The sequence below is a fragment of the Paenibacillus sp. FSL R5-0908 genome (genome assembly GCF_038006245.1).
Lineage (GTDB): Bacteria > Bacillota > Bacilli > Paenibacillales > Paenibacillaceae > Paenibacillus_AQ > Paenibacillus_AQ odorifer.
In genome coordinates, this window is sequence record NZ_JBBOUV010000001.1 from 6,729,502 (window position 1) to 6,742,590 (window position 13,089).

Here is a 13,089-nt window from a genome sequence, read left to right on the forward strand (position 1 = left end):
CAGGCTTAATCGCCTGAAAACTGAATCCGAAACAAATCTGCATTCTACGTATAGGATAAGCCCTCGACCGATTAGTATTGGTCAGCTCCATGCATTGCTGCACTTCCACCTCCAACCTATCTACCTCGTCGTCTTCAAGGGGTCTTACTAATTGGGAAATCTCATCTTGAGGGGGGCTTCACGCTTAGATGCTTTCAGCGCTTATCCCGTCCGTACGTAGCTACCCAGCCATGCTCCTGGCGGAACAACTGGTGCACCAGCGGTACGTCCATCCCGGTCCTCTCGTACTAAGGACAGCTCCTCTCAAATTTCCTGCGCCCACGACAGATAGGGACCGAACTGTCTCACGACGTTCTGAACCCAGCTCGCGTACCGCTTTAATGGGCGAACAGCCCAACCCTTGGGACCTACTTCAGCCCCAGGATGCGATGAGCCGACATCGAGGTGCCAAACCTCCCCGTCGATGTGGACTCTTGGGGGAGATAAGCCTGTTATCCCCAGGGTAGCTTTTATCCGTTGAGCGATGGCCCTTCCATGCGGTACCACCGGATCACTAAGTCCGACTTTCGTCCCTGCTCGACTTGTAGGTCTCGCAGTCAAGCTCCCTTATGCCTTTGCACTCTGCGAATGATTTCCAACCATTCTGAGGGAACCTTGGAACGCCTCCGTTACTCTTTAGGAGGCGACCGCCCCAGTCAAACTGCCCGCCTGACACGGTCCCCGTACCCGATTAGGGCACTAGGTTAGAACCTAGATACGATCAGGGTGGTATCCCAACGGCGCCTCCACCGAAGCTTGCGCTCCGATTTCTACGGCTCCCACCTATCCTGTACAGATCGTACCCAAATTCAATATCAAGCTGCAGTAAAGCTCCATGGGGTCTTTCCGTCTTGTCGCGGGTAACCTGCATCTTCACAGGTATTAAAATTTCACCGGATCTCTCGTTGAGACAGCGCCCAAGTCGTTACGCCATTCGTGCGGGTCAGAATTTACCTGACAAGGAATTTCGCTACCTTAGGACCGTTATAGTTACGGCCGCCGTTTACTGGGGCTTCGGTTCATAGCTTCGGGTTACCCCTAACCACTCCCCTTAACCTTCCAGCACCGGGCAGGCGTCAGCCCGTATACTTCGCCTTGCGGCTTCGCACAGACCTGTGTTTTTGCTAAACAGTCGCTTGGGCCTTTTCACTGCGGCCCCCTCGTGCTATTCACACTACCGGGGCACCCCTTCTCCCGAAGTTACGGGGTCATTTTGCCGAGTTCCTTAACGAGAGTTCTTCCGCGCGCCTTAGAATTCTCTTCTCGCCTACCTGTGTCGGTTTGCGGTACGGGCACCTTCTCCTGGCTAGAGGCTTTTCTTGGCAGTGTGAGATCATGACCTTCGCTACTATAATTTTCGCTCCCCATCACAGCCCAGCCTTAACGATGTGCGGATTTGCCTACACACCAGCCTCACTGCTTAGACGGACATCCATCAGTCCGCGTCACTACCCTCCTGCGTCACCCCATCGCTCATAGCGGATTACGGTGGTACAGTAATTTCAAACTGTTGTCCTTCGACTACGCCTTTCGGCCTCGCCTTAGGTCCCGACTTACCCTGAGCGGACGAGCCTTCCTCAGGAAACCTTGGGCTTTCGGCGGATCAGATTCTCACTGATCTTTTCGTTACTCATACCGGCATTCTCACTTGTGTAGTGTCCAGCGCTCTTTTCAGTACACCTTCAACCCCTACACAACGCTCCCCTACCCCAGATGCAAAGCATCTAGCCATAGCTTCGGTGGTGTGTTTAGCCCCGTTACATTTTCGGCGCAGAGTCACTCGACCAGTGAGCTATTACGCACTCTTTCAATGGTGGCTGCTTCTAAGCCAACATCCTGGTTGTCTGTGCAACTCCACATCCTTTCCCACTTAACACACACTTGGGGACCTTAGCTGATGGTCTGGGCTGTTTCCCTTTTGACAATGGATCTTAGCACTCACTGTCTGACTCCCGGCAATAAGTATATGGCATTCGGAGTTTGACTGAGCTTGGTAATCCTTGCGGACCCCGCACCCAATCAGTGCTCTACCTCCACTACTCTTATACCGAGGCTAGCCCTAAAGCTATTTCGGGGAGAACCAGCTATCTCCGAGTTCGATTGGAATTTCTCCGCTACCCCCACCTCATCCCCGCACTTTTCAACGTACGTGGGTTCGGGCCTCCAGTGCGTGTTACCGCACCTTCACCCTGGACAGGGGTAGATCACACGGTTTCGGGTCTACGTCCACATACTAAGTCGCCCTATTCAGACTCGCTTTCGCTGCGGCTCCACCTTCTCGGCTTAACCTTGCATGTTAAACGTAACTCGCCGGTTCATTCTACAAAAGGCACGCCATCACCCATTAATAGGGCTCTGACTTTTTGTAAGCACACGGTTTCAGGTTCTATTTCACTCCCCTTCCGGGGTGCTTTTCACCTTTCCCTCACGGTACTGTTTCACTATCGGTCGCCAGGTAGTATTTAGCCTTAGCAGATGGTCCTGCTGGATTCATACGGGGTTTCACGTGCCCCGCACTACTCGGGATCCGTCTCGGAGAGAACACAGTTTAGGTTACAGGGCTTTTACCTCTATCGCGGGCCTTTCCAGACCTCTTCACCTACCATATTCCTTTGTAACTCCATGTGAGACGTCCCACAACCCCTAAGAGCAAGCTCTTAGGTTTAGGCTGATCCGCGTTCGCTCGCCGCTACTGACGGAATCACTATTGTTTTCTCTTCCTCAGGGTACTTAGATGTTTCAGTTCCCCTGGTCTGCCTCTACATTTCCTATGTATTCAGAAATGAGTAACTGCGAATTACCACAGCTGGGTTTCCCCATTCGGACACCCCCGGATCAAAGCTTGCTTACAGCTCCCCGAGGCAGTTTCGTTGTTCGCCACGTCCTTCGTCGGCTCCTGGCGCCTAGGCATCCTCCGTGTGCTCTTATTAGCTTAACCTTGATTTTTCCGAAGAAAAACCTCACTAATAACATTTACTTGTTTGCACAAGTTGCTAAAAGATGTTCTAAAACGCAAATTCGTTTCGGTATCCAGTTTTCAAGGATCAAGTGTATAGACATAACAAATAGATGAAGTTTGTTGGTGGAGCCAAGCGGGATCGAACCGCTGACCTCCTGCTTGCAAGGCAGGCGCTCTCCCAGCTGAGCTATGGCCCCGCAAATTCCATCAAAACCGAACAAATGAATACACGTTAATTAGTTGTGGAAGTTAAACTTCCGATTTGAATGTCCTCATTGCAGAGAACGATTCTCCATAGAAAGGAGGTGATCCAGCCGCACCTTCCGATACGGCTACCTTGTTACGACTTCACCCCAATCATCTACCCCACCTTCGGCGGCTGGCTCCCTTGCGGGTTACCCCACCGACTTCGGGTGTTGTAAACTCTCGTGGTGTGACGGGCGGTGTGTACAAGACCCGGGAACGTATTCACCGCGGCATGCTGATCCGCGATTACTAGCAATTCCGACTTCATGCAGGCGAGTTGCAGCCTGCAATCCGAACTGAGACCGGCTTTGATGGGATTGGCTCCACCTCGCGGCTTCGCTTCCCGTTGTACCGGCCATTGTAGTACGTGTGTAGCCCAGGTCATAAGGGGCATGATGATTTGACGTCATCCCCACCTTCCTCCGGTTTGTCACCGGCAGTCACTCTAGAGTGCCCAGCCTTACCTGCTGGCAACTAAAGTTAAGGGTTGCGCTCGTTGCGGGACTTAACCCAACATCTCACGACACGAGCTGACGACAACCATGCACCACCTGTCTCCTCTGTCCCGAAGGCCGCCGCTATCTCTAGCGGATTCAGAGGGATGTCAAGACCTGGTAAGGTTCTTCGCGTTGCTTCGAATTAAACCACATACTCCACTGCTTGTGCGGGTCCCCGTCAATTCCTTTGAGTTTCAGTCTTGCGACCGTACTCCCCAGGCGGAGTGCTTACTGTGTTAACTTCGGCACCAAGGGTATCGAAACCCCTAACACCTAGCACTCATCGTTTACGGCGTGGACTACCAGGGTATCTAATCCTGTTTGCTCCCCACGCTTTCGCGCCTCAGCGTCAGTTACAGCCCAGAAAGTCGCCTTCGCCACTGGTGTTCCTCCACATATCTACGCATTTCACCGCTACACGTGGAATTCCACTTTCCTCTTCTGTACTCAAGCCACCCAGTTTCCAGTGCGACCTCAGGTTGAGCCCAAGGTTTAAACACCAGACTTAAATAGCCGCCTGCGCGCGCTTTACGCCCAATAATTCCGGACAACGCTTGCCCCCTACGTATTACCGCGGCTGCTGGCACGTAGTTAGCCGGGGCTTTCTTCTCAGGTACCGTCACTCCGGTAGCAGTTACTCTACCGGACGTTCTTCCCTGGCAACAGAGCTTTACGATCCGAAAACCTTCATCACTCACGCGGCGTTGCTCCGTCAGGCTTTCGCCCATTGCGGAAGATTCCCTACTGCTGCCTCCCGTAGGAGTCTGGGCCGTGTCTCAGTCCCAGTGTGGCCGTTCACCCTCTCAGGTCGGCTACGCATCGTCGCCTTGGTGGGCCGTTACCCCACCAACTAGCTAATGCGCCGCAGGCCCATCCCTCAGTGACAGATTGCTCCGTCTTTCATTCTTCTCTCAGGAGAAAAAAGAAATTATCCGGTATTAGCTACCGTTTCCGGTAGTTATCCCAGTCTGAAGGGCAGGTTGCCTACGTGTTACTCACCCGTCCGCCGCTAAGTTATTTTGAAAGCAAGCTTTCAAAATAACTCCGCTCGACTTGCATGTATTAGGCACGCCGCCAGCGTTCGTCCTGAGCCAGGATCAAACTCTCCAATTAGTATTGAAAAGAGCGATTTGCTCATTTTGAAACTGACGATTCATTAAATGAATCTTTTTAAAAATTAACGTGTTCCATTTGTTCAGTTTTCAAAGAACTTGCTCCTAGCATTTTGACATTCAATGTCTCTTGCACAGGAATTATAGTATATCATGTTTGTTTCTATCTTGTCAACTTATTTTTTCATCGCTTGTGTTCCGTATGTGCGATGCGTCGTAAGCACAAGAGATAATATACCATGCTGTCATTGAGTTTGCAAGCTTTTTTTGAAATAAAAAAATCATTCGTATAAATAACTTCGATACAACACAAATTGATACCATTCATCCATTATTTGTGGCTAAATAGAATTTATCGTATTCGCCAATCTTACCTTCTAACTATCCGTACAGAGAGGAGTCAAAATGAAGACCAAACCTACAGACGCTGCGTCCACAGTAGACAGCAAGGACAAGGAGCAGCGTAATCTGCAGCAGGCAACAATTTATAAAATTTTGTTAGCTGTCAGTTTTGTTCATTTATTCAATGATTCTATACAGGCAGTCATTCCAGCAATCTTCCCTATTCTCAAAGATAATCTACTGCTCTCTTTCGCCCAGATTGGATGGATCTCATTCGCTTTAAATATGACGTCATCAGTAATCCAACCCGTCATTGGATATGCTGCAGACCGTAAACCCCGTCCTATATTATTACCGCTGGGTATGTGCAGCACATTTTTAGGTGTACTTCTATTGGCTTATGCCAATAGCTATTTTCTGGTCTTATTCTCGGTTATCCTGATCGGATTCGGATCAGCGACCTTCCATCCAGAAGGAATGCGCGTTGCTCATATGGCCGCAGGTCAGCGAAAGGGATTGTCACAATCTATTTTTCAAGTGGGCGGCAATGCTGGACAGTCCCTTGGTCCAATGCTTACGAAATGGGTATTCATCCCCTTTGGCCAGATTGGTGCCCTAGGCTTCACGATCGTCGCGACTGCCGGGATTGCTGTTCAGACCTATGTCGCTCGCTGGTATAGAGAAATGCTAGATGCCGGTTATACCTTTCATAAAAAATCAACAGCACGAGCAATCGACCCCGGCCGCCGAAAAAGCATACGAACAGCAACGATTATTCTTGTATTCCTAGTCTTTGTTAGGTCTTGGTATGGCGCTTCTATCGGCAGCTACTACGCCTTCTATCTAATGGACAAATATCAAATGACACTGGATAAAGCCCAAATCTATATTTTTATGTATTTGGCTGCTGGTGCAGTGGGTACATTTTTTGGGGGTCCGCTGGCTGACCGTTTTGGACGACGTAATCTCATCTTACTGTCAATGGTCGGAACCGTTCCCTTTGCGCTTGCTCTACCCTTCGTAGGTCCATTATGGGCGGCTGTATTGCTGCTGATTGGCGGTTTCATCCTTCTATCCAGCTTCTCTGTTACCGTCATTTATGCTCAAATGCTATATCCGGGCAACATTGGCACAGTTTCAGGTCTGATCACGGGACTTGCTTTTGGACTCGGCGGGATCGGCTCATTAGTCCTCGGCAACCTCATTGATAGTATCGGGATTGCTAAAGTGTTCATCGCTTGCGGCTTCCTCCCGCTGCTTGGGTTTCTTGCCTTGCTGCTTCCTAGAGATGAGAAATTAGAAGAATGGGCGGCGCAATAACTTCTCAATGATCACTTAAGGCTTTACTCATTACTGTAGAAAATAGAGCGGCAGCCTTCCCGCTGCCTTCAGTCATATAATTATCCTGATTCGTACGATCAAAACCCATCCATACCGCAGCTGTCCACTCCGGAGTAAAGCCTACAAACCAAAGATCCCGATTGGCTTTCTTGCTCACGCCAGTCAAGTCCAATTGGGTCGTACCGGTCTTTCCCGCTACTGGTCTGTTCATCTGCGCTTTTTTCCCTGTTCCTTCATTAACAACATTGCGTAACATAGCCGTCATCGCTTCTGCGGTACGCGGCGAGATTACCTGACGTGATTCAGAGGGATGAGTATACAAGACCTTCCCTTTTGAATCCGTTATGGAGCGCACCATATGAGCCGCATTAAATTTGCCTCCACTAGCAAAGACACTGTAGGCCTGGGCCATTTTTAGTGGAGAAACCCCGTTATGAAGCCCCCCCAAAGCTATAGATAAATGATTGTCCTCCTCCGTCAGTACAATTCCTAATTTGGCGGCAAATTGCCGCGCAGAAGAGATTCCAACCTGCTTCAATAGCCATACGGCTGGTGCATTGATGGATTTTTGCAAAGCTGTGTTCATTGTGACCTGACCTTGGTATATACCGTTCAAGTTCTCAGGCTTATAGCTGCCATAAGCAACTTTACGGTCGGACAGCATACTATTCGGGTTAAATTTCCCGCTCTCGAGTGCAGGTCCATAATCAATGATCGGCTTAAAGCTGGAACCCGGCTGACGTGCATCAATAATAGCTCTGTTCAAATTGCCCTCGTTTTGATCTCGCCCACCAATCAATGCCACTACTTCTCCTGTACGATGATCCATTATGGTCATAGCTGCTTCTACCTGCTGATCTTTTCCGTCAGGTGGAAATGAAGCCTCTTTGAGAACGGCCTGCTCAAGTGCCTGCTGTGCTTTGATGTTCAAACCTGTAACTATAGTGTAGCCGCCTGTACGAAGCTCCTCTACAGATTCCCCTGTGATCTGAGCCGCTTCCTTAAGGGCGGCATCCACATAATACACTCCGGCAACCCCATTTTCGACCGCAGCTGGAGGCTGATATTGTTTATTCATAGCTTCCTGCATTTGCTCATACGTGATTAGTCGCTGATTGAACATCATCTTTAGCACTAGATTTCTTCTCGTTTTGGATAATGCACTATTGTCTACTGGGTTATAAATAGAGGGGCCTTTAGGGATTCCCGCTAGAGTAGCTATTTGCCAGATCTCCAATTTTTTCAGATCAGACACGCCGAAGTAACGCTTCGCTGCTGCTTTTACTCCATATTGTCCCCGCCCCATATAAATCTGATTGAGGTACAGCTGCAAAATCTCACGTTTCGTCAGTCGCTGCTCCAAGGCAAAAGCAATAGAGGTTTCATTTAACTTGCGCAGCATATTCTTATCTCTGTTCAAAAAAAGATTGCGAGCAAGCTGTTGAGTAATACTGCTGCCACCTTCTGATAAACTCATGTCCAAGATATTTTTTAAGAAAGCGCGTGATATCCCTTTATAATCGACCCCTTGATGGCTATAAAAACGGCGGTCTTCTACTGTTAAAAAAGTATCTATTAATAAAGCCGGCATCTCCTCAAGCTCTGCTGTAAGCCTATAACCCGAGCTCGGTAGCGGAGTCATTCGTATAACTGTTCCATCTGAAGCTGTGATGAGACTTGATTCTGGCAATTGCAGCCTATCCTCATGCCGGTTAAGTACGATCCCCCCATACTGGTATACATAGAACATAATCAAAAGCGCCAATACCGTACTAATAACACTCACATCAAATAATAGGTACCCTACTCGCAATATCCGGGTGCGTGAATTCCATCTGCTCATGATTCGATAATCAGGTTCTCCAGGAACCGCTCCATACTGCGCACTTCATCATTCGCTGCTGCAAGAAGTGTATGTGCTTCCGCCTCATTCTCTTCAACCTCACGGAGGGTGCGAAGGATCGCCCTAGTCCTTATTAATAAAGCTACTGCTGGTGTGTCCTCTATCCGCTTTGAGCTTGCATCTCTATTTGGAACTTCTATTCTTTGCATTCGATTGAGGTTAGCAGCAATTTCACCTATTTCTCCTCCAGAAAGAACCTTGATGTTCTGAGCGACTCCTTTGTCTGCCAGCTCCGAGGTTCCCACCACTAGCGAGCGCAAATCATCAGCTATTTTCTGTGAACGAAGAACATACAGCCCACCGAAGACTAGAATAAATAGAAGGATGGCACTAGGGGTTTGACCCATATGATTAATAACCCAATGAATAAGCCGGACAAAAAAGGCTCCTGATTGGCCCGAATAATGAGAATACAGCAAAGCGACAGCCCGCTGGACAACAAAAAGAAAGGCAGCACTCAAAAGAGCGCAACCCATAAAAATATATAAATAGCTAATACGAACCGTCCGAAGTTTTGGCATGGTAGTTCCCTCCTTGTGCCACAAGGATAACTTCCAAATCTTAAGAACCCGCCAGAGTTTTCTTAAGATTCTATGAAGAATGGGAAACGGGTAATAAAATCCGTGCGAAGAGATGTACTTTCTACATAAATAACGCCATTGTGGCGTTCGATGATACTTTTGGCAATCGCAAGTCCAAGCCCTGAGCCGCCTGTATGCTGTGAACGCGACTTTTCTGCCCGATAGAATCGTTCAAAAATAAAAGGGATATCACTTTCCTCAATCCTGTCTCCAAAGTTGCTAATCCGGACCACAGCATCATTTTCCTTTTTACTGAAACCTATCTCCAATTTCCCGCCGCTTCTGCCGTAACGGATCGCGTTAGTAATCAAATTTTCATAAGCACGTACTAATTCTTTAGGCGAAGCCTCTATCCATAAATCATCAGCAACGTCCTCGATTTCATAGATCATATCCGCCTTTGTTAGTTCAGGAACTGACTCCTCCGCCAGCTGCCGTATGAAGGCCTTCAAATCCAATCTCTGCATAACCAAAGGGTACTCTCCACTATTTACACGTGTGTATTCAAAAAGATCATCGATCAGTTTACGCAGCACCAGGGATTTGTTGTAGGCTATATCCACGTAATACCGGATTTCCGCTTCTTCCTGACATCGATCTTGTTCGATGTACTCCAGAAAACCCAAGACAGAGGTAAGCGGGGTGCGCAAATCATGGGAAACACCTGTGATCAAGTCATTTTTTGCATTTACAGCTTTACGTTCCTCCTCTATGGAGTGCTGCAAACGCTCAGCCATTTCATTAATATTCTCAGCCAGCACACCCAGCTCATCCGTGGTTCTGACTTCAATTCTATGGGACATCCCGGAGCTTGTAATTTCTCGAATCCCTTTTGTGATCTCTTCCAGATACAGCACAACTTTACGAGTGTAGATAAAAAAGAATAATAAAAAGCTGATAATACCCGCTGCTGTCATTAGTGGCATAGAGCCAATATGATTAATAATCCAGCGCAGTATGCGTGAATAGGGAGCCGCCTCTGAAGCCGGATTTAGATAGATCATAAAGTTGACGAGTTGGTACCCTGCCATAAGCAGCAAAGCGCCTGAAAGCACACTCAGCAAAAAAGCGAACATAAACTTCCAGCGGATCGTCGTTATATATTTAGAATTCAAGAAGCCTCACCTAATCCTTTCAGGAAGGTCCGTCTAATTTATAGCCAACTCCCCAGACGGTTTGTATATAACGTGGGCGTTTCGAATCGATTTCGATTTTGTCTCGGAGATTACGAATATGTACCATCACTGTGTTACCGCCATCTAGAAAAGGTTCATTCCATACCTTATTGTAAATTTGCTCCAAGCTAAGCACTTGACCTTGGTGTCTCGCCAAAAGCTCTAGAATAGAGAATTCCCGCGGAGTCAGTTTAATCTTCTGCTGATCTACATACACCTCATGCTTAGACGTATCTATAGTCAGATCCTCAAAGCTTAGTTTGCTGTCGTTTCCCAACGTATTACTATCCTTATTAAATCCGTGATAACGGCGCAGCTGTGATTTTACTCGTGCCACAATCTCCAAGGGATTAAACGGCTTGCCCACGTAGTCATCTGCCCCGAGGCTCAGGCCGGAGATTTTGTCCATATCTGTATTTTTGGCTGATAGTATGATAATTGGCATTTTCCGCTCTTCACGGATCTTCATACATGCAGCTAGCCCGTCCATTTTAGGCATCATGACATCAAGAATAATTAGATCAACTTCCTCTTTCTGCAGACATTCCAGCGCTTCCATTCCATCATAAGCCTTTAGCAGTCTATAGCCTTCATTACAGAGATAAATCGTTAACAGTTCTACAATTTCCTTCTCATCATCTACTAACAATATCGTTTCTCTCTTCACAGGAAGGGTTTCCTTTCAAATATAGTAATAAATATCTATAGCCTATATATTAGCAGATCATCCGAATTTTTTTCTAAAAAAGAAACGTTTAGTTGTATCCACGCAAAAAAGGCCCCTGCTCCTCTCGCACTTAAACGAAATGGAACCCGGAACCTTTTGGAATCGAATATAGTTTGTTACTTACATATCCAACAAGCGAATTAGCTCATCTTCATCCTCAATGACCTGAATACCTAACTGCTGCGCTTTAGCCAGCTTACTGCCAGCTTTTTCACCAGCGATAACTAAATCCGTCTTCTTCGACACACTTCCGGACACCTTTGCTCCGAGTGCTTCCAGACGTTCAGCTGCTTCATCTCGGGTAAGCTTTTGCAAGGAACCGGTCAATACGACCGTTTTGCCACTAAAGAAGGAATCGGTACTAACAGGACGTGGCGCCTCAGGAGCCTTCGCTTCCACACCCAACGCCCGCAAGCGGGAAACATTAGCTACTACAACTGGATCTGCGAAGAAGCTGACAATGCTCTCGGCGACAATCCCACCAATGTCTGGTAACTCAGCGAGCTCCTCGGCTTTGGCCTGCATCACAGCATCCAGATCGCGGAAATGATCAGCCAACATCTTCGTCGTTGCTTTACCTGTGTTCGGGATCCCTAACGCAAAAAGAAATGAAGCAAGATCTCTACCTTTGCTATCTTCTAAAGCTTGCAGCAAATTCTGTGCTTTTTTCTCACCAAAACGGTTCAGCTGTACAAGCTGCTCAAAGTTCAGTTCATACAGATCCGCAGAGTCATGTACATTAAGCTCATCATAGAGCTGACCCGCGGTCTTCTCACTGAATGTCTCGATATCCATCGCATCACGCGAAGCAAAGTGGGTGATCCGACTGATAATCTGCGGCCTACAATTCAGTTTATTGTTACAGAAAAGATGTGCTCCGCGCATTTCTAACGGATATCCACAAGCTGGACAATCCTCAGGGAAAATAATCTCTCCACCGTCATTCTCCTCTGTTACCTTGCCGAGAATTTCTGGGATAACATCATTGGAACGGCGAATAAAGACCCGCGAACCTAAGGCGAATTTCAAGTTTTTACGCTCAATATCACCCACATTATTCAGGGTACAGTTCTGAACGGTAACTCCAGCAAGTTCTACAGCCTCAACCCGAGCCAGCGGAGTCACTTTACCTGTACGACCTACATTCCAGCTAACAGACTCCAGCACGGTCGTCGTTTCTTCGGCTTCAAATTTATAAGCAACTGCCCAACGCGGGAACTTGTCAGTATATCCAAGCACCTCACGGATTCTGAAATCCGTGACCTTAATTACAGCCCCATCAATGAGGTAATCGAGACTCGAACGACTCTCCTCGATTCCAGCGAGCTGCTCAGTTACATCATCAAAATCATTGCAGTAGGTCAGGTATGGGTTCACTTTAAATTTGTTATTCCGCAGAAAATCCATCATTTCCTGATGGTCAGCGAACTCCGCACCTTCTGCAAAGCCTACATTATAGAAAAAAGCGTTCAAACGGCGGTCCGCAGTAGTCTTCGGATTAAGATTACGCAGTGCACCTGCTGCTGCATTACGCGCATTCTTCAGCGGCTCTGCAGCCCTTGTATTATAATCCGCCAGCACAGACAGATTCATAATCCCTTCACCCTGAACCTCAATGACCCCATCCTTGAAGGGAATCGTCAATGGAACGGATTTGATGGTCTTCACCTGTGCAAGTATTCCTTCGCCAACTACACCATTGCCACGCGTTGATGCCTGTTCGAGAACACCATTACGATAGGTTAAATTCAGCGTTAAGCCATCGAACTTCAGTTCTACTGCATAACAAGGATCAGGAAGAGGGTTGTCTGGATTCTTAAGATTGTATTCATTCACTAACCGGAGCACCCGGGTATTCCAGCTGCGCAGCTGTTCAATATTCTGTGCTTTATCCAGACTCCAAAGCGGTGCCAGATGCCGATGCGGCGTGAAGCCCTTAAGCAGCTCTCCACCTACACGTTGTGTAGGCGAATCCGGTAGTACGAAGCCACTCTCAGCCTCCAGTGCTACAAGCTTGTCGTATAAAACATCGTATTCCTTATCGCTGACTAGCGGTGCATCCAGCGTGTAGTAGTGGTAATTATAATTATTTAATTCCGCAACAAGCTCTTCCATCACATGCATAGCATCCATGCAGGTACATCCCTCCGTCAATAAGTTTCCTAAA

6 protein-coding genes, 1 tRNA gene and 2 rRNA genes are annotated in these 13,089 nt (G+C 47.7%); 1 reads left to right on the forward strand and 8 read right to left on the reverse strand.

What is annotated here, in order from left to right; all coding sequences use genetic code 11:
* Nucleotides 1-51: 51 nt before the first annotated feature.
* The 3 genes from MKZ09_RS30700 to MKZ09_RS30710 all read right to left on the reverse strand — a co-directional run bounded on the left by MKZ09_RS30700 (nucleotide 52) and on the right by MKZ09_RS30710 (nucleotide 4,854).
* A 23S ribosomal RNA gene (locus MKZ09_RS30700) occupies nucleotides 52-2,977 on the reverse strand.
* Between the two features lie 142 nt (nucleotides 2,978-3,119).
* A tRNA-Ala gene (locus MKZ09_RS30705) sits at nucleotides 3,120-3,195 on the reverse strand.
* 101 nt (nucleotides 3,196-3,296) lie between these two features.
* Nucleotides 3,297-4,854 (reverse strand): 16S ribosomal RNA (locus MKZ09_RS30710).
* Together the 16S and 23S rRNA genes with 1 tRNA gene alongside form the textbook arrangement of a ribosomal RNA operon.
* A 404-nt stretch (nucleotides 4,855-5,258) precedes the next feature.
* Here MKZ09_RS30710 and MKZ09_RS30715 point away from each other — a divergent pair.
* Nucleotides 5,259-6,515: an MFS transporter gene (locus MKZ09_RS30715; protein ID WP_076205815.1), complete on the forward strand. Its 1,257-nt coding sequence runs from the start codon at nucleotides 5,259-5,261 to the stop codon at nucleotides 6,513-6,515.
* Between the two features lie 4 nt (nucleotides 6,516-6,519).
* Here MKZ09_RS30715 and MKZ09_RS30720 read toward each other — a convergent pair whose 3' ends face one another.
* From MKZ09_RS30720 to ligA, 5 genes are all read right to left on the reverse strand, one after another.
* On the reverse strand, nucleotides 6,520-8,322 hold the full coding sequence (locus MKZ09_RS30720; protein WP_341041659.1) for a transglycosylase domain-containing protein: 1,803 nt from the start codon (nucleotides 8,320-8,322) through the stop codon (nucleotides 6,520-6,522).
* A 53-nt stretch (nucleotides 8,323-8,375) separates the two neighbouring features.
* Complete coding sequence (locus tag MKZ09_RS30725; RefSeq protein WP_076137355.1) at nucleotides 8,376-8,960, reverse strand: HAMP domain-containing protein; 585 nt, start codon at nucleotides 8,958-8,960, stop codon at nucleotides 8,376-8,378.
* A gap of 62 nt (nucleotides 8,961-9,022) precedes the next feature.
* Nucleotides 9,023-10,135, reverse strand: a complete 1,113-nt coding sequence (locus MKZ09_RS30730) for a sensor histidine kinase (RefSeq protein WP_076137353.1) — start codon at nucleotides 10,133-10,135, stop codon at nucleotides 9,023-9,025.
* A gap of 19 nt (nucleotides 10,136-10,154) precedes the next feature.
* Nucleotides 10,155-10,862, reverse strand: coding sequence for a response regulator transcription factor (locus tag MKZ09_RS30735; protein WP_036678667.1), 708 nt, complete (start codon nucleotides 10,860-10,862; stop codon nucleotides 10,155-10,157).
* Nucleotides 10,863-11,042: 180 nt separating this feature from the next.
* Nucleotides 11,043-13,055 (reverse strand): NAD-dependent DNA ligase LigA, encoded by a 2,013-nt coding sequence (gene ligA / locus MKZ09_RS30740; RefSeq protein ID WP_036678665.1) that lies wholly within the window; start codon nucleotides 13,053-13,055, stop codon nucleotides 11,043-11,045.
* Between the last annotated feature and the right edge of the window lie 34 nt (nucleotides 13,056-13,089).

Bases quoted from the DNA above. Each gene is read 5' to 3' on its own strand.
- MKZ09_RS30715 (WP_076205815.1), top strand. From the start codon at position 5,259: ATGAAGACCAAACCTACAGACGCTGCGTCCACAGTAGACAGCAAGGAC.
- ligA (WP_036678665.1), bottom strand. From the start codon at position 13,055: ATGGATGCTATGCATGTGATGGAAGAGCTTGTTGCGGAATTAAATAAT.
- MKZ09_RS30725 (WP_076137355.1), bottom strand. From the start codon at position 8,960: ATGCCAAAACTTCGGACGGTTCGTATTAGCTATTTATATATTTTTATG.